The organism is Natronorubrum marinum (assembly GCF_052040125.1).
Lineage (GTDB): Archaea > Halobacteriota > Halobacteria > Halobacteriales > Natrialbaceae > Natronorubrum.
Map to the genome: position 1 here is coordinate 1350262 of NZ_JBPPFV010000001.1, position 20873 is coordinate 1371134.

Annotated in this window: 24 protein-coding genes and 2 tRNA genes; 8 read left to right on the forward strand and 18 right to left on the reverse strand. The window is 64.7% G+C overall.

Features of this window, described 5'->3' with window-relative positions; translation table 11 throughout:
- Position 1: 1 nt before the first annotated feature.
- Positions 2-1354 (reverse strand): RNase J family beta-CASP ribonuclease, encoded by a 1353-nt coding sequence (locus ACSFC5_RS06630; RefSeq protein ID WP_440764442.1) that lies wholly within the window; start codon positions 1352-1354, stop codon positions 2-4.
- Positions 1355-1812: 458 nt separating this feature from the next.
- On the opposite strand from ACSFC5_RS06630, the gene ACSFC5_RS06635 reads away from it, so the two are divergent.
- Positions 1813-2721 (forward strand): DUF726 domain-containing protein, encoded by a 909-nt coding sequence (locus tag ACSFC5_RS06635; RefSeq protein WP_440764443.1) that lies wholly within the window; start codon positions 1813-1815, stop codon positions 2719-2721.
- Between the two features lie 54 nt (positions 2722-2775).
- On the opposite strand, the gene ACSFC5_RS06640 is transcribed toward ACSFC5_RS06635, so the two are convergent.
- Together ACSFC5_RS06640 and mvk are read right to left on the reverse strand one after the other, a co-directional pair.
- Positions 2776-3528 (reverse strand): isopentenyl phosphate kinase, encoded by a 753-nt coding sequence (locus tag ACSFC5_RS06640; RefSeq protein WP_440764444.1) that lies wholly within the window; start codon positions 3526-3528, stop codon positions 2776-2778.
- Complete coding sequence (mvk, locus tag ACSFC5_RS06645; protein WP_440764445.1) at positions 3525-4511, reverse strand: mevalonate kinase; 987 nt, start codon at positions 4509-4511, stop codon at positions 3525-3527. Before mvk ends, ACSFC5_RS06640 begins: the two co-directional genes overlap by 4 nt.
- Positions 4512-4636: 125 nt before the next feature.
- Here mvk and ACSFC5_RS06650 point away from each other — a divergent pair, with 125 nt between their 5' ends.
- From ACSFC5_RS06650 to ACSFC5_RS06660, 3 genes are all read left to right on the forward strand, one after another.
- Complete coding sequence (locus ACSFC5_RS06650) at positions 4637-5560, forward strand: thiamine-phosphate synthase family protein (protein WP_440764446.1); 924 nt, start codon at positions 4637-4639, stop codon at positions 5558-5560.
- Positions 5561-6127: 567 nt separating this feature from the next.
- Positions 6128-7279 (forward strand): DUF354 domain-containing protein, encoded by a 1152-nt coding sequence (locus ACSFC5_RS06655; protein ID WP_440764447.1) that lies wholly within the window; start codon positions 6128-6130, stop codon positions 7277-7279.
- Positions 7276-8241 (forward strand): glycosyltransferase family 4 protein, encoded by a 966-nt coding sequence (locus ACSFC5_RS06660; RefSeq protein WP_440764448.1) that lies wholly within the window; start codon positions 7276-7278, stop codon positions 8239-8241. Before ACSFC5_RS06655 ends, ACSFC5_RS06660 begins: the two co-directional genes overlap by 4 nt.
- 83 nt (positions 8242-8324) lie before the next feature.
- Here the strand turns inward: ACSFC5_RS06660 and ACSFC5_RS06665 are convergent, their stop codons facing one another.
- The 14 genes from ACSFC5_RS06665 to ACSFC5_RS06730 all read right to left on the reverse strand — a co-directional run bounded on the left by ACSFC5_RS06665 (position 8325) and on the right by ACSFC5_RS06730 (position 15079).
- Positions 8325-8447 carry a hypothetical protein gene (locus tag ACSFC5_RS06665; RefSeq protein WP_440764449.1) on the reverse strand — a complete coding sequence of 41 codons (123 nt, stop codon included), beginning with the start codon at positions 8445-8447 and terminating at the stop codon, positions 8325-8327.
- Between the two features lie 168 nt (positions 8448-8615).
- The gene (gene rpsB / locus ACSFC5_RS06670) at positions 8616-9431 is read right to left on the reverse strand and encodes a 30S ribosomal protein S2 (RefSeq protein ID WP_440764450.1); all 816 of its coding nucleotides are present in this window, start codon (positions 9429-9431) and stop codon (positions 8616-8618) included.
- Complete coding sequence (eno, locus tag ACSFC5_RS06675) at positions 9428-10639, reverse strand: phosphopyruvate hydratase (RefSeq protein WP_440764451.1); 1212 nt, start codon at positions 10637-10639, stop codon at positions 9428-9430. Before eno ends, rpsB begins: the two co-directional genes overlap by 4 nt.
- A complete protein-coding gene (locus tag ACSFC5_RS06680; RefSeq protein ID WP_006088592.1) occupies positions 10636-10821 on the reverse strand; it encodes a DNA-directed RNA polymerase subunit K in 186 nt (61 codons plus the stop codon). The genes eno and ACSFC5_RS06680 overlap by 4 nt, the downstream gene beginning before the upstream one ends.
- A gap of 1 nt (position 10822) precedes the next feature.
- A complete protein-coding gene (locus tag ACSFC5_RS06685) occupies positions 10823-11017 on the reverse strand; it encodes a DNA-directed RNA polymerase subunit N (protein ID WP_004213962.1) in 195 nt (64 codons plus the stop codon).
- 12 nt (positions 11018-11029) lie between these two features.
- On the reverse strand, positions 11030-11428 hold the full coding sequence (locus tag ACSFC5_RS06690) for a 30S ribosomal protein S9 (protein WP_090303602.1): 399 nt from the start codon (positions 11426-11428) through the stop codon (positions 11030-11032).
- Positions 11422-11871, reverse strand: a complete 450-nt coding sequence (locus ACSFC5_RS06695) for a 50S ribosomal protein L13 (RefSeq protein WP_090303603.1) — start codon at positions 11869-11871, stop codon at positions 11422-11424. The genes ACSFC5_RS06690 and ACSFC5_RS06695 overlap by 7 nt, the downstream gene beginning before the upstream one ends.
- Entirely contained in the window at positions 11868-12221 is a 354-nt protein-coding gene (locus ACSFC5_RS06700; protein WP_006088589.1) for a 50S ribosomal protein L18e, read from the reverse strand. Before ACSFC5_RS06700 ends, ACSFC5_RS06695 begins: the two co-directional genes overlap by 4 nt.
- A 267-nt stretch (positions 12222-12488) precedes the next feature.
- A tRNA-Leu gene (locus tag ACSFC5_RS06705) sits at positions 12489-12573 on the reverse strand.
- A gap of 132 nt (positions 12574-12705) precedes the next feature.
- Positions 12706-13455: a DNA-directed RNA polymerase subunit D gene (locus tag ACSFC5_RS06710; RefSeq protein WP_090303604.1), complete on the reverse strand. Its 750-nt coding sequence runs from the start codon at positions 13453-13455 to the stop codon at positions 12706-12708.
- Between the two features lie 3 nt (positions 13456-13458).
- A complete protein-coding gene (locus tag ACSFC5_RS06715) occupies positions 13459-13848 on the reverse strand; it encodes a 30S ribosomal protein S11 (RefSeq protein WP_006088586.1) in 390 nt (129 codons plus the stop codon).
- 1 nt (position 13849) lies between these two features.
- The gene (locus ACSFC5_RS06720) at positions 13850-14371 is read right to left on the reverse strand and encodes a 30S ribosomal protein S4 (protein WP_090303605.1); all 522 of its coding nucleotides are present in this window, start codon (positions 14369-14371) and stop codon (positions 13850-13852) included.
- Positions 14371-14895 (reverse strand): 30S ribosomal protein S13, encoded by a 525-nt coding sequence (locus tag ACSFC5_RS06725; RefSeq protein ID WP_006088584.1) that lies wholly within the window; start codon positions 14893-14895, stop codon positions 14371-14373. The genes ACSFC5_RS06720 and ACSFC5_RS06725 overlap by 1 nt, the downstream gene beginning before the upstream one ends.
- A gap of 101 nt (positions 14896-14996) precedes the next feature.
- Positions 14997-15079 (reverse strand) — tRNA-Ser (locus ACSFC5_RS06730).
- A 262-nt stretch (positions 15080-15341) separates the two neighbouring features.
- Here ACSFC5_RS06730 and ACSFC5_RS06735 point away from each other — a divergent pair.
- Genes ACSFC5_RS06735 through ACSFC5_RS06745 form a run of 3 tightly spaced genes read left to right on the forward strand, consistent with a single transcriptional unit; the run spans position 15342 to position 18942 of the window.
- Positions 15342-16334, forward strand: a complete 993-nt coding sequence (locus ACSFC5_RS06735) for a DUF4129 domain-containing protein (protein ID WP_440764452.1) — start codon at positions 15342-15344, stop codon at positions 16332-16334.
- Positions 16331-18370, forward strand: a complete 2040-nt coding sequence (locus tag ACSFC5_RS06740; protein WP_440764453.1) for a DUF58 domain-containing protein — start codon at positions 16331-16333, stop codon at positions 18368-18370. Before ACSFC5_RS06735 ends, ACSFC5_RS06740 begins: the two co-directional genes overlap by 4 nt.
- Positions 18367-18942: a DUF7519 family protein gene (locus ACSFC5_RS06745; protein WP_440764454.1), complete on the forward strand. Its 576-nt coding sequence runs from the start codon at positions 18367-18369 to the stop codon at positions 18940-18942. Before ACSFC5_RS06740 ends, ACSFC5_RS06745 begins: the two co-directional genes overlap by 4 nt.
- A gap of 30 nt (positions 18943-18972) precedes the next feature.
- On the opposite strand, the gene moaA is transcribed toward ACSFC5_RS06745, so the two are convergent.
- The gene (gene moaA, locus ACSFC5_RS06750) at positions 18973-19992 is read right to left on the reverse strand and encodes a GTP 3',8-cyclase MoaA (RefSeq protein ID WP_440764455.1); all 1020 of its coding nucleotides are present in this window, start codon (positions 19990-19992) and stop codon (positions 18973-18975) included.
- Positions 19993-20179: 187 nt separating this feature from the next.
- Between moaA and ACSFC5_RS06755 the strand changes: the two genes are divergently transcribed.
- Positions 20180-20845 (forward strand): helix-turn-helix domain-containing protein, encoded by a 666-nt coding sequence (locus ACSFC5_RS06755; protein WP_440764456.1) that lies wholly within the window; start codon positions 20180-20182, stop codon positions 20843-20845.
- Positions 20846-20873 lie beyond the last annotated feature (28 nt).

Below are 20873 nucleotides of genomic sequence, written 5' to 3' on the forward strand. Positions count from 1 at the left end.
ATCAGTCGACAAGCTGGATGAGGTTGCCGTTTCGCGTTACGTGAACGTCCCGGCCCATCTGGTAGCCTTCGCTCTCACAGAGGTTGACGTAGCCGGAGAAGCCTTTCAGGTCCTGGTGGGCGGGGATGATGTTCTGTGGCTGGAGTGCGTCGAGCATCTCGTAGTGGCCCTCCTGGTTGAGGTGGCCGGAGACGTGGATATCGTCGTAGATGCGAGCGCCCTGCATGCCGAGCAGTTTCTCGGCCTGGTAGCGCTGGCCCTCGTTGGTCGGCTCCGGAATGACGCGGGCGGAGAAGACCACCTTGTCGCCGTCGTCCAGTTCGTACGGCGTCTCGCCGCGAGCCATTCGGGTGAGCATCGCACGCGGTTCGCCCTGGTGACCGGTGACAACAGGCAGGAAGTTCTCCTTGCCCTCGTTCATGATCCGTTTGAACGTTCGGTCGACGGACTTTCGGTGACCGAACATCCCCAGATCGTCAGGGAAGTCGACGAAGTCGAGTCGCTCGGCCGTTCCGGAGTACTTCTCCATCGAGCGACCGAGGAGGACCGGCTGCCGGCCGATGTCCTTGGCGAACTCGACGAGGCTCGTCACGCGGGCAATGTGGCTCGAGAACGTCGTCGCGACGATCCCACCGTCGTAGTCCTCCATGCTGTAGAGAACGTCCCGAAGGTGCTCGCGCGCGACGTTTTCGCTGGGCGTTCGCCCCTTCTTGTTCGCGTTGGTACAGTCCTCGATGTAACAGAGCACGCCGTTGCCCTCGCGCCCGATTTCACGGAAGCGCTTCATATCGATCGGGTCGCCGATGACCGGCGTGTGGTCCATCCGTTTGTCCAGTCCGTAGACGATGGCTCCTTCGGGCGTGTGGAGGACCGGATTGATCGCGTCGATGATCGAGTGGGTGACGTTGACGAACTCGAGTTCGACGTTGCCGGAGTCGCCGATCGACATCGTCTCGCCGGCGTCCATCTTGATCAGGTCGTTCTCGACGCCGAACTTCTGCTCGCCTTCGATCTGCTGTTTGACGAGTTCGATCGTAAACGGCGTCGCGACGACGGGTGCGTCGTATCGGTGAGCCAGTTTCGAGATGGCGCCGATGTGGTCCAAGTGACCGTGGGTCGGGACGATGGCCTGCACGTCGCCCTCGAGATCGGACATGATTCGGTCGTCCGGAATCGCACCCATGTCGATCAGATCGAGGCTGTGCATCCGTTCGGTTTCGACGTTGTCGTGGATCAGCACCTGCGAGAGGTTCAGACCCATGTCGAAGATAACGACGTCGTCACCGGCGCGGACGGCAGTCATCTGCCGTCCGACTTCTTCGTAGCCGCCAATTGTTGCAATTTCGATTTCCATGGTTCGTTGTACTGAAAGCCGCGTGATGGACTCTCGTCGAAACGGTCCGCGGACTCCCGGTCGTACGGCCCCGGCTTCTTGCAGCGCGTCGGCCATCCCGCTATGCGTACGGGGAGGAGAATCCCCTCCAAACGGCCCATAACACCGCTATGAGCCCCGAACGCACTTGCCCGCGGGTTTCGCTACGTAGCTGTACACACCGGTACGGTATAAACTCCGTGGGTTTTTGCGTCCGCGGCGACGGTGAGGGGAACCAACGAGCGGGCGGCCCTCGACGTCGAACGCAGACGAGGTGTCGGTGCTCCCGATAACTCGACCCGTCTCCGTACGGAGACGAGACGCGGTGGAGTCGTACGACCCCTTCTCGATAGCTATCGATCGTCGTACGAATAGCTATATTTAGAGTAGTGAAAATAATATAAACAGTCATTACTGACTGGGTTGGCGTCACGAGATGCATGGTTGATCAAGACACGGTTGATACTAACAGACACGATTCGTCCGTCTCGAGACGTACCGTCCTCCGATCGTCGGGAGGGATAGTCGCAGGCGCGGGAGCCGTCATCGCGGGGTCGTCGACTGCAGCCGCCGGCGACAAGAAAGACGGGTGCGACAATCCGCCGTGGACGGTTCCACGCGTGACGACTCGCGATCACTTCGACACGTCCGGTGGCGTTCACCTCACCGACGGGAACGACGTTCACAACGTCGAGTACGCCGGCGATGACATCCCCGGCGTCCACGGGGCTGCGAGCGAGGAACTGCTCGTGTTCGTCCACGGCTGGAACAACACCGACGAGGGAGCAGTCTGTACCGTCGGCGACGCGGCGTCGACGTTTACGACCGAAGGCTACCAGCAGCCGGTCGTCGGCTACTCCTGGGACGCGGATCACGGCTGGTACGACGCGACGGAAATCGCCGAGCGAAACGGCGCGAAACTCGCCAACTTCACGTACTCGTACAAAAACGCTAATCCCGGGGTTCGAGTGCGATACGTCGCGCACTCGCTCGGTGCGCGGGTCGTCCTCATGGCGCTGAAGAACCTCCACGCGTGGGACCGCCTCGAGGACGTTACGTCCGTCTCAATTCTGGGCGGAGCGGCCGACGACGAATCGGTTTCGACGGCGGGAACTTACGGCGAGGACATCGCCGCGGCGGCCGGACGGGTCGACAACTACTGGATGGACGACGACGACGTGCTCAACTGGGCCTACGGCGTCGTCGAGTTGGGCGAAGCCATCGGCAACGACGGCTGCGACGGAACCCCGCCGGAGAACTACACGGACCACGACGTCGGCTACGTCTCCGGCCACAGCGGCTACTACGCGGCGGACGGCTGCATCCACGAGGTGATCGCGAACTTCTGACGGGCGCAGTCGAAACCTGCGCCACCGGTACAACCGAGCGCTGTTTACCGCAGATTAATCGATTTTCGTCCCTGCGTCCGACCCGTCGAGAAACGACTCTAATTCCTCGAGTCCGAAAATCGACGCTTCGACCTCGAGATCGAGCAACGCCTGCACCTTCGCGGCCATCCCGCCAGTCACGTCGGTCGCGTCGCTGCCGCCCAGTACGGATGCGACGTCCTCGTAGGCCGAGATTCGATCGATGACCGTCTCGTTCTCGTCGAGCACGCCGGGAACCGTCGAACAGAGGCCGATTCGGTCGGCTGCAAGGTTGTGAGCCGCTTCGGCCACCAGTTCGTCGCCGCTGACGACGGTCGCACCTGCACCGGCGTGTGCGACCATGTCGCCGTGAAGGACCGGAACGAACCCCTCGGCGAGCAGCGTCTCGAGCTGTCCGGTCGGCAACTCGAGTTCGCCGTCGCCGTCGCGATGGGCCGCCGAAAACGGGTGCACCGGGACGGCTTGGACGTCGCGCTCGAGGAGTCGGCGCAGAACGAACTGGTTCAGCGTCTTCATCGCGCCGTGAATCTCGAGCGCCGCGGCGGCGTCGTGCGTTCCGTCGGTCGTACTGACACCGTGCTTGCTGGCGTTGTGGTGGCCGAAACTGCCGCCGCCGTGGACGATCACGAGACCGTCTGCGAGTCCGTCGGTCTCGTTTCGGAGTGCGTCCGCGATCGCATCGGCGGCTCCCTCGATCGCTTCGCCGTCGAGCGTTTCGGGCCGGTCCTTGTCCGTGATGACGCTGCCACCGAGTTTCAGGACGATCATTCGAGGCGCTTCACCCCTGTATCGGCGAGTTCGGCGCGGAAGGCGTCCTCACAGCCCGGCGTGTACGACAGCGCCGTCTCGGTCTCGTCGGTCGGATCGAGCGCGACGATACAGCCGCCGCCGCCCGCGCCCGTCAGCTTCGCACCGTAGGCGCCGGCGTTTCTGGCCGCCCAGACCATCGAATCGAGCGAACGCGAGGAGACGCCCAGCGCGGACAGCAGCCCGTGGTTGAAGTCCATCAGCCGACCGATCTCCTCGACGTCGGCCGCGGCGAGCGCTTGCTCGCCGTTTCGAACGATATCCCCGATCGATTCGACCGTGTCGGCCGCGAACTCGTACTCCTCGCGGAGACCGCGAACGCCCGCGACGAGTTGCCCCGTGTCGCCGGCCCCGCCGTCGAAGCCGACGACGATCGGCAGGTCCGGAGCCTCGAGCGAGCGACAGTCGTCGCCTTCGACGCGGACGGCCCCGCCCGTTGCCGAACAGAACGTATCGGCTCTGGATGCCTGTCCGCCCTGCACCTCGTACTCCGTCTGGTAGGCCCGCTCGGCGAGTTCCTTGGTCTCGAGCGTCGTTCCAAGTTCGCGGGTGCCGGCGTCGATCGCGGCGACGGCGACGGCCGCCGACGAACCCAGCCCCGCACCCAGCGGAATGTCGCTCTCGATCGTCACGTCGAAGCCGACCTCGTCCTCGCCGGTGACATCCCGGACCTGTTCGATCGCGCCGTCGACGTACCCCATCGCCGCGGTGAGTAGCGACTCCCGGACGTCCACGTCGGGCGGTCCGTCGGCCGTCCCGCCGTACTCGACGGTAAAACCGTCCAAACTGAGGTCCTCGGCGTGAATGCGCAGTTTGCTGTCCGTCCGTTGCTCGACGCCGACCCGCGCCCGTACCTCGATGGCACACGGAACTGCAGGCTCGCCGTAGACCACCGCGTGCTCCCCGAATAAGTACACCTTCCCGGGAGCGCTCGAGACTGCCATAGCCGGCCGTTCGCACGACGACGGGTAAAAGCTATCTTCTCGCGGCCGCTCCACCGATCACCTGCGAGCGCGCTCGCTCGGCCGCGGTAGCCGGATTTAAGCCGGTGTCCGCGCTACGCGGTCGTATGTCTCTCGTCCTGCCGAGCGAACTCGTCGTCGATCGGTTTCTCCCGACGATTCGGGCTATGCTCGCGACCCGACTCGCCAACCGCGGCATGACTCAACAGGAGATCGCGGCCAACCTCGGGGTCACCCAGGCCGCCGTCAGCAAGTACGTGGGCGGCGAGAGCGGCGGCGACGACCGCTTTCGGGACCACCCCGAAACCGTCGCCACGGTCGACCGGATCGCCGACGGACTCTCGAGCGACGAGATGGACGGCTACGACGCGCTGGCCGAACTTCTCGCACTCGTCCGCAGTCTCGAGGACCGCGGCCCGATCTGCGAACTCCACGAGGAGGAGATGCCAGCCCTTCGCGGCCTCGGCTGTGATCTCTGCGTTCGCGGACTCGATGCCGACGTCCGGGCCGAACGCGACGTGCTCGCCGACGTGCGGACGGCCGCGCGAACCCTCGCGGCGATTCCCGAGATGGCCGACTACGTGCCGAACGTCGGCACTAACGTCGGGATGTGTCTGCCCGAACCGCGGGACGAAACCGACGTTGCCGCGATTCCGGGGCGGATCTACTCGATGGGTCGGCGGATCGAGATTCCCGCGAATCCCGAATTCGGTGCGTCGAAACACGTCGCCACGGCTCTCCTCGCAGCTAACGCGGTCGATTCCGATGTCCGGGGTGCGATCAACGTCGCGACCGACGAAGGACTTCTCGAGGCCGCCGGAGAACTAGGCCTGGAACCGCTCGAGTTCGACGCCGACTACGAGGAGCGCGGGGTCCACCTCCGGTCGCGTTTCGAGGACCGGGGTGGGGTTCCGCTCGTGGCCTACCACGAGGGGGCGTTCGGTATCGAACCGACGACGTTCGTGTTCGGGTCGACGGCCGGCGACGCAGCCCAACTCGTGGACGAACTGGTCGCGATTGCGTCGTCGTAAGTATTGACCTGGGCTATCGGAACCGAGCCTGTATATTCCCGAATCGATCTCGAGTTCGTCGTTTAGTGGCTCGAGTGCACGTCCCTGCTCTTGCGGATATCCGTCGTTTTATCAGTTGTGACGGATTCTCACTCGTCGCTTGCACCTCGAAACGAGCGTATTCGCCCTCGAGTTCGGTCTCGACGACGAAGATCACGGTGAGTATCTCCGATACCGGTTCGACGAACGCGGTGGGTCCCACGAATCGACTCTCATCGGGGCACGCGTTCGGGGTCGAACCCACGACCGGCGTGTTCGACACGACGGCGGTTGACGCAGTCGAGGTAGTCGATGAACTGCTCGAAACGATTCATCATCGTCATACATATCGTTTAGGCCGACGCTGATCGACAGTTGCGACGGGTTTCGAGGCGGCAGCCAACGACGAGTTTCTGGTACTGTCAGCACGATTGTAACCGTTATAATTATCAGTTAAACAATAACTGGTACAGTTTCGCGAGCAGGTACGATTCTAAGACGCCGATAGTAATCCATGTCAGCTGTATAGAATTATCCGTCTTAGAACGAATGGATATCATCATCACGATCCAGCACGCGGCGAACGTCCACTTCTTCAAGCACGTCGTCCGTGAACTCGAGACCGCGGGACACGACGTGTCCGTGTTCGCCCGCGAAAAAGGAGTTGCTGGACGCCTTCTCGACGCCTACGATATCGATCACGAACTACTCTGTGGGGAACCCGACGGCTGGCTCGGATTGGGACTGACGCAACTATCGTATGAAATACGACTGCTCCGACGGGCGCGCGCTATCGACCCGGCGTACATCGTCAGCAGTCACGGTATCGCCGCGACGCACGTCGCCACGCTGGTCGGCGCGGAGAGCCACGTTTATATCGATACCGAGACGGCGATCAACACTGGTAACCGACTGACCCTCCCGTTCACGGACGCACTCTACACGCCCGAGAGCTTCCGCGAGGAGTACGGCGACGACCACGTCACCTACCTCGGCTACCACGAACTCGCCTATCTCCACCCGGATCGGTTCGAACCCGATCCGTCGGTCCTGCGTCGAAACGGCGTCGATCCCGACGAACGGTACGCGGTCCTCCGGTTCGGCGCGTGGAACGGCAACCACGACGTCGGCAAAGCGGGAATCTCTCCCGAGGGCCGTCGCGAAATCGTCGACCTGCTCGCAGCCGACGGACGGGTGTACGTCTCCGCGGAGGGCGACGGATCGATCCCCAGCGGTGGCGAGTCGCTCCCCGTCCCGCCCGAAGCGTTCCACCACCTGCTCGCGTTCGCCGACATCGTCGTCGGCGAGGTCGCGACGACCACGCTCGAGGCCGGCGTGCTCGGGACGCCAACCGTTCGCATCAGCCCGTTTGCCGGATCGAACGAGATGGGAAAGTTCCGAGAACTCGAGGAACGCGGACTCGTCCAGTCGTTTCACACGACTCACGAAGCGGAGGGAATCGAGGCCATCGAGCGGCTCTCCTGCGATCCGACCGCCGCCGAGACGTGGGCGGACCGACGCGAGACGCTCCTCGAGGAGACGATCGACGTCAGCGGCTACGTGCTCAGTCAGCTTCTCGAGGACGGCAACGAATCGTCTCCGGAAACGGGAACGCGGAGCGAGCCTGAACCAGCAACGGGAGCGCGGATCGGGCCCGATCCAGCAACGGACGAACGCAACGAGCCGATTTCGAACCGATGAGGACGACCATACGCGTCTTGAGTCTCACCACGACCGACTGGCGCAGCTTCTATCAGAGTCAGCTCGCCGCACTCGACTCCGTCGACGTCGAGGTGACGACCCTCCCCGTTCCCGGCGAACACCGCGCACGCGAGGACGACGTCGAGCAGCGGACGCCGGTCGATTACGCCAGCTACCTGCCGCAGGTACTCCGAGAAGCGGGCGACGACTACGACCTCGTCCACGCCAACTACGGACTTACCGTTCCGTTCGCCGTCGCGGCGTCCTCGCTCCCACGAACTGAGTTGCCCGTCGTCTGTACCCTCTGGGGCGGCGAGTACCGCGACAACCCCTACGCGTCGCTCATCGAACGGTTCGCCGCTCGAGCCGACGAGATCGTCGTCCCATCGAACGCGATGGCCGATCGAGTCGACCGGTCCTGTCACGTGATTCCGTTCCCCGTCGACACGGAACAGTTTCGCCCGATCCCGCGGACCGAGGCCCGCGAACGCGTCGGCTGGACGACCGATGAACGGATCGTCCTCTTCCCGTACGCGCCGTCGCGAGAGGAGAAGAACTACCCGCTGGCCAAACGCGTCGTCGACGGACTCGAGGGCGACGTCAGTCTCCGGACCGTCGCCAACGAGCCCTACGAGGACGTGCCGTACTACCTGAACGCCGCCGACGCTGTCCTGCTCACGTCGCGATTCGAGAGCGGCCCGATGACGGTCAAGGAGGCCGCCGCCTGTAACACCCCGGTGGTCTCGCGGGACGTCGGCTTCGCTCGGGAGGTGCTCGCCGACGTCTCTCACTCCGCCGTCGCAACCGACGAGGATGCACTTCGTAACCGGTTAGCCACCGTGCTCGAGACCGCCGAACCCTCGGATGGGAGAGCGCAAATCACCGGGTACGGCACCGACGAGATGGGAGCGCGGCTCCGAGCGATCTACGAGCGCTGTCTCGAGAAGCCGACACCGGGGTAGCGCCTTTCGTTGCTACGGTCGGTTGAGTCCATCGCGACGGCGTGGTCGGTTGACTCTCGACTAATAGCGACGAACCGGCCGACTCAGAAGCCGACGACGACCCGATACGGAATGCCGAGCGCGAAAACCGCGATCAGCGCCGTCGTCGCGAGCACGACCGGGAACGGGATCGTCTTCTCTTCGAAGTCGAACAGCGAATCGAACATACTCTTTCGTTGGAACGGTTCCCACGTAACTCTGTTGTTCGCGAGCGTATCGAATTGGCTTCGCCAAGCCAGGCTGCCGACGAGAACAGTTGGCAGCGCTCCGTCGTCACAGTCGCTCTATCTACGAATCGGCCACCGAAAAACGAACAGTATCCGAATTCGAACGCGTTAGACCATACTCTCGAAGTCCTCGAGCGAGTAGGACGGCTCTGCGCCGCGCTTGTCGAGGACTTCGTTCGCGAGGAGCCAGTAGACGACCGAGAGGGCCTTGCGACCCTTGTTGTTCGTCGGGACGACGAGGTCGACGTTACTGACCTGGTTGTTCGAGTCACACATCGCGATGACCGGGATACCGACCGTGATGGCCTCCTTGACGGCCTGGGCGTCGCCGATCGGGTCCGTGACGACGACCACGTCGGGTTCGATGTAGCCGTCGTACTTGGGGTTGGTCAGCGTGCCCGGGATGAAGCGGCCGGTGCGGGCGCGAGCGCCCACGGCCTCGGCGAACTTCTCCGCCGGGAAGCGACCGTACTGGCGCGAGGACGTGACCAGGATCTGCTCCGGGTCGTAGTTCGCGAGGAAGTCCGCGGCCGTACGGATCCGACCGTCGGTCTTCGAGACGTCCAGCACGTAGAGACCGTCGGTTCGGACGCGGTGGATGAACCGCTCCATGTCCTTGGTCTTCTGCTGGGTACCGATGTGGACGCCGGCACCGAGGTAGTCCTCGACGGGGATGAGGAGGTCGGCCTCCTCGTCGCTCATGACGTCGTCGTCGAGCGTCGGCCCCTTGTCTTCGGGCACCTCGTCGGTCACTGGTTCTGCGTCGGCGTCGGTCTCCTCGACCTCGGCGTCGGCGGGCTGTTCCTCGGCTGGCTCGACGTCTTCCTCGGGATCGGCGGCGGGGCCAGGCCCTTCGGCTGGCTCCTCGTCGATCTCGTCTTCGGCGGCGTCGAGCCCTTCCTGGGTTGCGTCGTTATCTGTCATGTCGCGTCGTCTGCGATTCTGATGAGCTCGTTGAGCTTGGCGGTTCGCTCGCCGCCGACGGCACCCGTTTTGATGTAGGGTGCGTCGGTCGCGACGGCGAGGTGTGCGATCGTCGTGTCCTCGGTCTCGCCCGAGCGGTGGGAGATGACCGAGTCGTAACCGTTCTGGGTCGCGAGTTCGATCGCGTCGAAGGCGTCGGTCAGCGTCCCGATCTGGTTCGGCTTGATCAGGATGCTGTTGGCCGCGTCTCGATCGATACCCTCGATGAGCCGATCCGTGTTCGTGACGAACAGGTCGTCACCACAGATCAGCGTCTGATCGCCGACCTCGTCGGTGAGTTCGGCGAAGGCGTCGTAATCGTTCTCGTCGAGTGGATCCTCGACGTAGACCAGATCGTACTCCCGGACCAGATCGGCGATGTACGCGATCTGTTCGTCCATGTCGCGGCTGACGCCTTCCGACTCGTACTCGTAGGTCTCCGACTCGTCGTCGTACATCTCGGCGGCCGCGACGTCGAGTCCGAAGCCGATACCGAAGCCGACCTCGTCTTCGACCTGCGAGACCGCCTCGTCGACGATCTCGAACGCCTCCTCGTCGTCGATCGACGGCGCCCACGCACCTTCGTCGCCCTTGCCCGATGGAACGCCTCGTTCCTCGAGCAGATCGGCGACCGCGTCGTGGACGGCAGCGTTGGCGAAGACGGCGTCTTCGACGTTCGGGGCCCCGACGGGGGCGACGAGGAACTCCTGAATGTCGGTCGCGTCGGCGGCGTGTTCGCCGCCACCGACGACGTTGCCGAGCGGGATCGGGAAGTTCTCGCCGCGGAACGCACCTCCGAGGTGCTGGAACAGCGGCGCGCCGAGGACGTCGGCACCGGCTTTCGCGGCGGCCATGGAGATGGCGACCGCGCTGTTGGCGCCGATCTCCGAGAAGTCGTCCGTGCCGTCCGCGGCGCGGAGGATCGAATCGACTTCTCGCTGGTTGCCCGCGTAGGCCTCACCGACGAGTCGGGGGACGGCGCGTTCGCGGGCCGCGGCGATCGCCTCGTTGGCGGGTCGCTCGACGGCCTCGTACTCGCCCGTGCTGGCACCGCTGGGTGCTGCAGCGCGACCGAATCCGCCGCTCTCGGTGACGACGTCGGCCTCGACCGTCGGGTTGCCCCGCGAGTCGAGGATGCGACGCAGCCGAACGTCGGTAATGCGCGTCATTTCCGGTCGTACCCCCGCTTGACGGTAAACGGCAGGACGCCGGCATCGTACTCTTCGGCGGCGATGAGGATCGGTTCGGTCTGCTTCGTCTCGATCAACACCGGCGCGCCGTAGGACACCTGCAGCGCTCGCGCGCCGAGGATGCGTGCTTTCTCGTAGCGATTGTGACGTTCCTGTTGCATGTTACTGGTATGGAGAGACGACGTCGACCAGGTCGGTGTGACTGACGAGCATGCGCCGACAGCAGTAGCGGTCGACGCCGAGTTCGTCGAGGACCTTCTCGGGGTCCTCGTCGCCCTCGTTCGCTCGCTCGTCAAACTCCTCCCAGTGTTCGCCGACGACAGTGCCACAGGTGAAACACCGGACCGGTACCATCATGTTTGAATCACCTTAGCGGTAGGACTTCTGGTAGCGAGCCCGAGCGCCGGGGCCGCCCCACTTCTTCGGTTCGGACTGTCGAACGTCGTTGACCAGCAGCGAGCGGTCGAACTCCATGTAGGCGTCGCGGAGCTCCGCGTCGTTGCTGTGCTGGACGATGCCGCGCGCGATGGCGGTGCGGACGGCGTCGGCCTGACCGCTGATCCCGCCACCCTCGACGCGAACGTCGATGTCCATCTCGCTGCGGAGGTCCTCGCCGGCGATGCGGAACGGCTCGAGCATCTTGAGGCGGGACATCTCCGGTTCGACCAGTTCGACCGGCTTGGAGTTGATTCGGACACGACCCTCGCCCTCGCGAACGGTCGCGCGAGCGACGGCGGTCTTCTTCTTTCCACTCGTGTTCGTTACCATGTGACGTTAGCACCGAGTTGATCGGAGACTTCGCCCAGGTGGACGAAGCGGATGTTCGACAGGCGATCCAGCGACGTGTCCTCGAGAATCTCGGCCTCGCGGTCGTCGTCGTCCTCGTAGGGGTTGCCGACGTAGACGCGAACGTTCTCGAGTGCCTCGCGACCGCGCGTCTTCTTGTACGGCAACATCCCGCGAACGGAGCGCTTGAAGATCGTGTCCGGTCGCTTCGGGTAGTAGGGTCCGCGGTCGGAGCCCAGCTGGATGCGCGTGCGGTAGTTCTCGAAGATATCCTCCTTGTCGCCGGTGATGACGGCATCTTCGGCGTTGACGATCGCGATGCGTTCGCCGTCGAGTGCGCGCTGTGCGACCTCGCTGGCGACGCGACCGAGAATGCAGTCGCCGGCGTCGACGACGACGTCCGCGTCGAACTCTGCGATACTCATCGAATCACCCGGACGTTGGATCCTTCGGGGTTCTCTTCGAGCAGTTGCTCGAGCGGTACTGGCTCGCCGACCTGATCGATCTTCGTCTCTGCGGACGAAGAGAAGTTGACGGCGGCCACGGTGACGTTCTTCTGTAGTGCGCCGGAGCCCAGCACTTTGCCGGGAACGACGACAGTCTCTTCTTCGCGTGCGTATCGCTCGATGCGGCCCAGGTTCACCTCTGCGTGGGTGCGTCGGGGCTTCTCGAGTCGATCCGCAACGTCTCGCCAGACGTCGGCGTCCGCTTTGCGGGACGTCGACTTCAGCTCGGCGATGAGATCGTTGAGCCTCGGATTAGTTTTGCTACTCATTGGTTTCCTCCAAATACTGCGGGCTCGAGAGCGAGCACGTGCTCGCGGCCTCGAGCGATCGTGGAATCGATATCGGTTCGATCGGACCGAGCGAGAGGCCGACCGCGATTGGTCGTCTCTCTCCGGATCGATCGACTGCTGAGAAGTGGATGCAGGGAGCAGGATTTGAACCGCCGGGAGACGGTCGGTTTTGCAACCGCTCGACTCCCGTAGCTCAAATCTGTCGTTCCATTTTCACGACTCTTCCGGTCGGTCGAGTCGGAAAAATGCAGGGAGCAGGATTTGAACCTGCGGACTCCTACGAGACAGCGCCCTGAACGCTGCGCCGTTGGCCTGACTTGGCTATCCCTGCTCGCACTTCTGTCTATCCGTCGCCCCTTCAAACCCCTTTCGATTCCAGTGGACGACGCCGCACCAGTCTCGTCGCTCGCGGCGCTGGCGAACGGGCGTGCGTCCGTGTGGGTGTGGGGGCGATGAATCATCGTTACAGCTGTACTGCGTCTTCGAGTTCGGTCGCACGCGCCTCGATCGAGTCGACGGCTCGCGTGACCAGTTCTTCGACCGTAAAGGAGCCGTCCGTCTCCACGCGGAAGACGAAGGCGTTCGGGACGTCCTCGACTTCGACCTGCTTACCGGGGTACCGGTTCGAGAGATCGTGGTCGAACTCGCTGGTCGGCACGAGTTCGCCGTCGTCTTCGATGACACCGCGGACGATCTGTGACTCCTGCTCTTCGAACTCCGGCAGGTCGTCGACGACCGACACGCGCTGGAGGTGTCGGTACCCGACGGCGACACCGCCCTGATGTTTCGCGTGGTTCTTTCCGCGTTCGAGCACGGCGTCGGCCTCGGCCTCGAGGCGCTGGCCGTCTTTGAGCTCGATGATCGGCACGTTGTCGTCCGCGGGCTGGACGAGGTCGTCGCTCGAGACGAGATCGCCCGAGTAGGCGGTGGCCGGCCCTTCGACGTCGATCGAGAGCGTGACGGTGTCGTCCTCGACGAACTCGCCTTCCGGCGGGGTCGTCAGCGGGACGAGCCCGAGTCGGAGCGCGAGTTGCTCGTCGAACATGACTGACGAGTTCTCGACGAACCGGACGGTGTCGATCGCCATCGTGGGGACGTCGGCGACCATCGCGCGACGGATACCGTTGGCGAACGCGGGCGTCACGCCGCGGACGAGGAAGCGTGCGTCACGATCCTCGCGTTCGACGAACTCGACGTCGTACTCTGCTGTCATGGGTTAGTAGCCGCCCTTGCCTTTCGGTGCGCGCGATCCGTCGTGCGGGATCGGCGTGACGTCTTCGATGCGGCCGATCTCGATGCCGGCACGGGCGAGCGCGCGGATCGTCGCCTGTGCACCTGGACCGGGAGACTTCTGTAAGTTACCGCCGGGGCCACGGACCCGAACGTGCAGGCCCGTGATGCCGGCCGCCTTGACCTCTTCGGCGATGGACTCGGCCATCTGCATGGCCGCGTACGGCGACGCCTCGTCGCGGTTCTGTTTGACCGCCGTCCCACCGGAGGACTTGGCGATCGTCTCCGCGCCCGTGAGGTCGGTCACGGTCATGACGGTGTTGTTGAACGATGCGTGTACGTGGGCAACGCCCCACTTGTCGTCGTCCTGGCTCATGTTATTGTCCCTCCGCTCGTTCCGGGTGGAGATCGTCCGCGAGTGGGCTGTTCTCGTCGAACGCGACGAGGTCCTCCTCGTCGACGTCGACGACGTACGACGGGATGCAGTGACGCTGCTCCCCGATCACGATGTGGCCGTGGATGATGAACTGACGCGCCTGCTGTGGCGTGTTCGCCAGTCCCTTGCGGTAGGCGACCGTCTGCAGTCGTCGCTCGAGGACGTCTTCGATCTCGAGCGACAGGATGTCGCCGAGTTCGTCGCCCTCGTCGAGGACGCCGACGCGTTTGAGCCGACCGAGGAACTCCTCGGAGCGGCGGATGACGACCTCGTCGTCCTGGGCCTGGCCGAGCAGCTCTCGAGCCTCGCGCCGGTAGGAGCGAAGTTCGGACTGTGCTCGCCAGAGCTCTTCTTTGTTCGCGAGTCCGTAGCGGTCGAGCAGGGAGTGCTCGGAGGCGATCCGTTCACCCTGATACGGGTGGTTCGGCGTCTCGTACTGTTTGGTGTCGGTTCCGAGCGGCATTATTCGTCATCCTCCTCTTCGGCGGCGGCTTCCTCCGCCTGCTCTTCGCGGATCTCTTCGACGTTGACTCCGATGGTGCCCTCCGTACGACCGGTGGACTTGGTTCGCTGACCGCGAACCTTCTGGCCGCGCTTGTGGCGCGAGCCCTTGTAGGAGTCGATCATCTTCATCCGGTTGATGTCGTGCTGACGGGTCAACTGGAGATCGTTGCCGATCTCGTGGGTCGTTTCCCCGGTGTAGAAGTCCGACTGGCGGTTGGCGAGCCATTCGGGCACTTCGTCAGCGTAGTTCTCTACCTGTTCGACGACGGTCTCGATGACGTCGTCGTCGAGTCGACCGAACGTCGCTGTTCGATCGACACCCGCTTCGTCGGCGATGAGTCGGGCGGTCCGGCGACCGATACCGTTCATCTCCGAGAGCGAGCGCTCGACGGACTTCGTCCCATCGAGGTCGGTCTGACCGATGCGGACGAAGTACCGAAGATCTTCGTCGTCCTGTTGTTCTTGAGGTTCTTCCTCGCTCATGTGTCGTGTATGGTTGTCTGGTCTGCGCGCGTTGCAAACGCAACTGGCGAAAGCGCGCCAGCGTGTGTTGAATACTGACGTCAGTTCGTCAGTATATCCGACGTTGTGGCGGGGATTCGAACCCCGGAGGCTTGACGCCACATGGTTAGCAACCATGCGCCTTGGGCCGCTTGGCTACCACAACACCGTGTCTCTATCATCGCCCTCCCGGACTCGGGGACTGCTCCCCTACACGTATTGCACCCGAATTTACCCCCGACGGGTACTTAAGCGCAACGAAAGGTGGCCGCCGGAAAGCGACGCTCCTCGGCCCGGCCGACTCTCGTTTGCTCGAGTCGCTTTGCGTCCGGAACCGACCGGCCGCAACCGACGGACCTGTCTCGAACCGACCAACCGAACGCGATGAGTCAATTTATTATCATACGGCCGTTAGCTGTCGGCAACTGGTGTCCCGATCGAGCCTCCTCCGTCGAGTAGGCGTCGCAGCCTGTGCGATCGTCGCCATCGCGCTCGTGGCGGCGACCATCCGCTCGCCCCTCGAGACCGGCGGCGACGGCACGGGCGGCGGCAGCGGAGGCGGCGAAGGGGACGGCGTCGGTCAGCCGGCGCCGCCGGAGAGCGCTGTCGACGGGGGTGTGCCGGCGTTTCTCGAGTACTTGATCGTCCTGTTGCTCGTCGTTCTCGCCGTCGCGATCGTCTGGTATCTCCTCGCCCACCGACGCGAGGCGGTCAAGGTGATCGCGATCGGATTGGTCGTTGTCTTGGTCACGGCGGTGCTAGTGTACGCCATGATGGCGGTGCTACCGTTCGCCGCGGGCGAGTTCGAACCGCCGGAGCAGTTCTCGGCTAGCGGGGAGGGCGGAGCGGGCGAGGGCGGCTCGTCCGGGTCCGAAGAGGAAACCCAGATCTCCATCGGGCCAATGGTCGTCCTGCTGACGCTGCTCACGGCCATCTTCCTCGGCGGACTGCTCCTCTCTCGAGATTCCGGCGGGGCCGAAGACCGACGGTCCGGCTCCGGTCTCGGGGACGACGACCCGCGGGTCGACGGGGAGACGACCGCCGCGGTCGCGACGGCCGCGGGAGCGGCGGCCGACCGACTCGAGGAGACCGACGAGTTCGACAACGCCGTCTACCGCGCCTGGCAGGAGATGACCCGGCCACTCGAGGTCGATCGACCCGACTCGAGCACGCCGCGGGAGTTCGCCCGCGCCGCGACCGACGCCGGAATGGACCGTACTGACGTCGACGAACTCACGCGGTTGTTCGAGGACGTCCGGTACGGTGACGCGCCGACCACGCCCGAGCGGGAGGCCCGGGCGATCGAGATGCTCCGCCGGATCGAAGCCGAGTACGCCGACCTATCGGGTGCGGACTCGAGCGACGTGCAGATCGATCCGCAGGCCGCCGAGGAACGTCGATCCCGGGGTGAGGATCGGTGAACGCCGCTCGCATTGCGGTCCTGTTCGGGAGCGTCATGTTCCTCGCGGCGATCGGCGCGGTCGTCGGGGTGTTCGATCTCGGATTCGCGAGCGAGACCATCGTCCTCGTCGGACTCGTCGCGATCGGTATCGGGCTCGTCGGACTCTCCCGCGCGCACGGCGACCACCATCACGCAGGGACGCCCGACCCCGAGCGACGGACCGAGGTCCCGGTCCCCGGTCGATCGCTCACCGACGCAGTCGATTCGTTTCGCGGAATGAATTCGAGCGACATCATCGACAGCAACCGGCTCACTGCCAAGCTCAGGACGGCTGTAATCGCCGCGCTGACACGCTTCGAGGGGCTCTCCGTCGAGGAGGCGGTTCGACGCGTCGAGGACGGTACGTGGACCGACGACCGAACGGCGGCGGCCTTCCTCTCGAAGTCCGAGGAACTCCCGCCGCAGTCGATCCGGGAACGGCTCACGGGTCTCGTCAGCCCGTCCGGCGAAACCAGGTACCAGACCGGTGTCCGACACGCGGTCGCCGCGATCGTCGCCCTCAGCGCCGACCCGTTCGCCGACGGGGGCGACGGCTCGAGCGTCGACTCCGAGAGCCCGACCGCCGAGTTTGGTCGCCCAATCGACGATCGGGACCGATCGTCACTGTCCACGTACGACCGCTGGTCCGTCTCCCACGCTCGGTCGCGGTCGAACCGCCGAACGACGACCGACTCGGTCGAGGGCGTTACGGCCCGTCGCCCTCGCCCGACCGGACACTGGTCCGGCGTCGGTGCCGTCGCGCTCCTCGCAGTCGGCATCGGCGCCATCGCCGAATCCCCGGCCGTCGTCCTCGCCGGCGTCGTCGGCGTCGGCTACGCCGGCTTCGCCCGCGCCGTCGAACCGCCAGCGCTCGACATCTCCCTCGAGCGAACGGTGAGCGACGACGATCCGGAACCCGGCGACGAACTCGAGATCACCCTGACGATCACGAACGAGAGCGGCGCGTTCGTCCCCGACCTGCGACTCGTCGACGGCGTCCCCCCCGGGATGGCGGTCACTGAGGGGACGAGTCGGCTCGGAACCGCGCTGCGACCGAGGGAGTCGGTGACGCTCGAGTACGCCGTCACCGCCCGGCGAGGGAGCCACGCGTTCGATCCCGCACTCGTGGTTACCCGCGACCTCTCTCGGTCGACGGAACGCGAGCAGTTCGTCGGCGCCGAGACGACGATCGTCTGCGAGCCGTCGATGCGTCCGCTGGCGTCGGCGGTGCCGCTCCGGGACGCGACGGCGGCCTACGCCGGTCGAATACGGACTGCAGAGGGTGGTTCCGGAACGACGATCCACTCCGTCCGAGAGTACCGTCGGAGCGACCCGCTCAACCGGATCGATTGGAACCGCCGCGCCAAGACCGGCGACCTCGCGACCCTCGAGTTCCACGAGGAGCGGGCGGCTCGCGTGGTCGTGTTAGTCGACGCGCGGCTGGCCGCCTACCGCGCGCCGCGGCCCGACGCGGCCCACGCCGTCGATCGATCGGTCGACGCGGCAGGTCGGATCGGCGCGTCGTTGCTCGCGACAGGCGAGACGGTCGGTCTCGCGGCCATCGGGCCGGTCGACCGCGATACAACCGGACGGTCGAGGGGGGATCCGTGCTGGCTCGCGCCGGGATCGGGACGCCACCACGAGGTGCAGTTTCGGGAGTCCCTCGCAACCCATCCCCAGTTCGCGACGCTCCCGCCGGACGGCAACTGCCACTGGCGCCGACAGCTCCGGACGATTCGCCGGCGGCTCTCCGGCGACAGTCAGGTCGTCTTCCTGACGCCGCTGTGTGATAACGCGTCCGTCGAGATCGCCCGACAGCTCGAGGCCCACGGCCATCCGGTGACCCTCGTCAGCCCGGATCCGACCGCCGATCGAACGGCCGGACAGCAGCTGTCGCGCGTCGCCCGTCGCGTCCGAACGATAGACCTCCAGCGGGCGGGGATTCCGGTCGTCGACTGGCCCGACGACGAGTCGCTGGATACCGTGTTCGCACGCTATGCGGGTGGTCGTCGATGACCGAGGGCGGAGCCGATGGGGAGGGCAGAGCGGGAGTTACTCGGCGACCCACCGTCCTGCTGAGCATCGCCGCGGCCGTCGCTGCCTCAGTCGGCGTCCTCTCGACCGCCGTCGGCCCGTCCAGTGCGATCACGTTCGGTGCCGTCGGTGCGGTCATCTTCGCCGTCGGACTCGTCCGGTCGCGTCGATCGGCGCTCGACGCCGGCGCGCTCGTCATCTTCGCCGGAATCGTCGTCGGCGGGCTCGAGCAAACGGCGGTCGAACCGACCGTCATCGGGACGGTCGCCGTCGTCGTCGCGTGGGATCTCGGTCACAGCGGCGTCGCCCTCGGAGACCAACTCGGCCGCGAAGCGCGGACGCGCAGACTCGAGACGGTCCACGCCGTCTCGAGTCTCCTAATCGGGCTGTTCGCGGGGATGGTTGGTTACGCAATGTACGTTGCGGGCGGCAGCCAACCGGTCGCCGCGGCCGTGTTGCTGTTGCTCGCCGCGATCCTGCTGGTCGTCGGTCTCGGAAGACGGCGCGACCGCTCTGCCATCGGAAATCGATCGAATCGCTCGCGAAACCGGTAACTCGCTCGAAACGGTAGTCCGGCTCGACGCTCAGATCTCGGCGTACTCGCCGACATACTCGTCGTTGAGCTCCCACTCTCCGTCGCCGTTTCTGACCATGTATTCGCCGTAGTAGGGAACCCGGTTCGCGACGACCTCGCGGAACGCCTCGCGGATCTCGGGTTTGGTCATCTCCCCCATCGGCTTCAGGTCGTCGTTGCGATTAAGACAGCCCTTTAGGTAGCCTTCGTGGGTGACACGGACGCGATGACAGTTCGCACAGAACGTGGCGTTCTCGACTGGATCAACGATTTCGACCATGCCGACGCCGGGTGAATCCGGCGTGAGTTCCTCGATATCCGCCGCGTCGCTGCCACCGACCCAGTAGCGCTTCCGGTCGTGCATCTCGCGGTGTTCGATCTCGACGGCCTGCTCGGCCAGCCAGTCGTGGACGCGCTGGATGTCGATGTTCCACTCCGGTTTGCCCGTCAGTTCGGGCATATACTCGATCAGCTGGAGCTGGAGCCCCTCGTTTTCCGCGACGTGGTCGACCATCTCCGGCACGTAGCCCGCGGTGTGCTCGAAGACGACCATGTTGAGTTTGACCGGATCGAGGCCGGCCTCGAGCGCCGCGTCGACGCCCTCGAGCACCTTGTCGTAGGCCCCGCTCTTGGTCACCGCCGCAAAGTCCTTCGGATCGAGCGCGTCCTGAGAGACGTTGACTCGCTCGAGACCAGCGTCGACGAGGGCCTCGGCGCGACCCGGGAGGAAAGTCCCGTTGGTCGTCAGCGAAGTCTCCATCCCGTCTGGCGTTCGTCGGATGATCTCCTCGAGATCCTGTCGGAGCATCGGTTCGCCGCCGGTGAACTTGACCGCGTCGACGTCGAACTCCGCGGCGACCTCGAGGAAGCGAACGACGTCGTCGGTCGACATCTCGTCGTCCTGCGGATCCATCGGTCCGCGGGTGTCGCCCAGTCCCTCGTTGTGACAGTAGACGCAGTCGAAGTTACACCGATCGGTGAGGGAAACCCGAACCCCGGTTACCTCCCGCCCGAACTCGTCGGTGAGCATACCACCCGATTGCAGGCGGATCCGCTTAAGCACGCTGGGTGTTCTCACGGTCACGCAACCGATTTTGGTTTCATTCGTGACAGAGAGCGGGCTATTTCTCCGTTGCCTCTCAGTTCGGGTCGTCGAGGCGCAATCGATCTCGGTTTCGAATCGATTACTATTTGGGATGGACGTGGTAGTGGCCGCCATGAGTACGATCGCAGAGTTGACGATTCCCGCCGAGGAGTTCGCGCTCAGAGAGTCGCTCGAGGCCACGGATCCCGTCGGTGTCGAGATCGAACGAGTCGTCGCGTACGATCCCGACTACGTCATGCCGTACGTCTGGTTCGACGGCGACGAATCGACCCTCGAGACGCTCGACGACGCGCTTGCGGACGATCCGAGCGTCGACGAGTACGAACTCCTTACCGACCTCGACGACGAACGGCTCTACCGGCTGAACTGGGTGGACGACGTCACCGTCATCATCCACCTGTTGACCGAGGAAAAGGCGACGATCCTGGACGCGAGCGTCGAGGGGACCCACTGGCGGTTCCGAGTGCTCTTCCCCGAACGCGACTCGCTCTCGAGCACCTACGACTTCGCGACCGACCACGGGCTGACCGTCGATATCCGGAAGATCCACCAGCTCGAGGACGACAGGCACGGCCTCTACGGGCTGACCGACGCCCAGTACGAGACGCTGGTCGAAGCGCTCGACCGGGGCTACTACCAGATTCCTCGCGACATGGACATGGAGACGCTATCGGACGAACTCGATATCTCCCATCAGGCGCTCTCCGAACGGCTCCGGCGCGCCCACCAGACCCTCGTCGAGGAGGCCATTGACGTCGGTTCCGGAGACGAACGGTAATCGCATGTTGTCGTCGCTCGAGCGGATT

Excerpts from the sequence above, each read along its gene's own strand:
- ACSFC5_RS06630 (WP_440764442.1), bottom strand. The coding sequence starts at position 1,354 with ATGGAAATCGAAATTGCAACAATTGGCGGCTACGAAGAAGTCGGACGG.
- ACSFC5_RS06635 (WP_440764443.1), top strand. The coding sequence starts at position 1,813 with ATGGTTGATCAAGACACGGTTGATACTAACAGACACGATTCGTCCGTC.
- ACSFC5_RS06640 (WP_440764444.1), bottom strand. The coding sequence starts at position 3,528 with ATGATCGTCCTGAAACTCGGTGGCAGCGTCATCACGGACAAGGACCGG.
- mvk (WP_440764445.1), bottom strand. The coding sequence starts at position 4,511 with ATGGCAGTCTCGAGCGCTCCCGGGAAGGTGTACTTATTCGGGGAGCAC.
- ACSFC5_RS06650 (WP_440764446.1), top strand. The coding sequence starts at position 4,637 with ATGTCTCTCGTCCTGCCGAGCGAACTCGTCGTCGATCGGTTTCTCCCG.
- ACSFC5_RS06655 (WP_440764447.1), top strand. The coding sequence starts at position 6,128 with ATGGATATCATCATCACGATCCAGCACGCGGCGAACGTCCACTTCTTC.
- ACSFC5_RS06660 (WP_440764448.1), top strand. The coding sequence starts at position 7,276 with ATGAGGACGACCATACGCGTCTTGAGTCTCACCACGACCGACTGGCGC.
- ACSFC5_RS06665 (WP_440764449.1), bottom strand. The coding sequence starts at position 8,447 with ATGTTCGATTCGCTGTTCGACTTCGAAGAGAAGACGATCCCGTTCCCG.
- rpsB (WP_440764450.1), bottom strand. The coding sequence starts at position 9,431 with ATGACAGATAACGACGCAACCCAGGAAGGGCTCGACGCCGCCGAAGAC.
- eno (WP_440764451.1), bottom strand. The coding sequence starts at position 10,639 with ATGACGCGCATTACCGACGTTCGGCTGCGTCGCATCCTCGACTCGCGG.
- ACSFC5_RS06680 (WP_006088592.1), bottom strand. The coding sequence starts at position 10,821 with ATGCAACAGGAACGTCACAATCGCTACGAGAAAGCACGCATCCTCGGC.
- ACSFC5_RS06685 (WP_004213962.1), bottom strand. The coding sequence starts at position 11,017 with ATGATGGTACCGGTCCGGTGTTTCACCTGTGGCACTGTCGTCGGCGAA.
- ACSFC5_RS06690 (WP_090303602.1), bottom strand. The coding sequence starts at position 11,428 with ATGGTAACGAACACGAGTGGAAAGAAGAAGACCGCCGTCGCTCGCGCG.
- ACSFC5_RS06695 (WP_090303603.1), bottom strand. The coding sequence starts at position 11,871 with ATGAGTATCGCAGAGTTCGACGCGGACGTCGTCGTCGACGCCGGCGAC.
- ACSFC5_RS06700 (WP_006088589.1), bottom strand. The coding sequence starts at position 12,221 with ATGAGTAGCAAAACTAATCCGAGGCTCAACGATCTCATCGCCGAGCTG.
- ACSFC5_RS06710 (WP_090303604.1), bottom strand. The coding sequence starts at position 13,455 with ATGACAGCAGAGTACGACGTCGAGTTCGTCGAACGCGAGGATCGTGAC.
- ACSFC5_RS06715 (WP_006088586.1), bottom strand. The coding sequence starts at position 13,848 with ATGAGCCAGGACGACGACAAGTGGGGCGTTGCCCACGTACACGCATCG.
- ACSFC5_RS06720 (WP_090303605.1), bottom strand. The coding sequence starts at position 14,371 with ATGCCGCTCGGAACCGACACCAAACAGTACGAGACGCCGAACCACCCG.
- ACSFC5_RS06725 (WP_006088584.1), bottom strand. The coding sequence starts at position 14,895 with ATGAGCGAGGAAGAACCTCAAGAACAACAGGACGACGAAGATCTTCGG.
- ACSFC5_RS06745 (WP_440764454.1), top strand. The coding sequence starts at position 18,367 with ATGACCGAGGGCGGAGCCGATGGGGAGGGCAGAGCGGGAGTTACTCGG.
- moaA (WP_440764455.1), bottom strand. The coding sequence starts at position 19,992 with ATGCTCACCGACGAGTTCGGGCGGGAGGTAACCGGGGTTCGGGTTTCC.
- ACSFC5_RS06755 (WP_440764456.1), top strand. The coding sequence starts at position 20,180 with ATGAGTACGATCGCAGAGTTGACGATTCCCGCCGAGGAGTTCGCGCTC.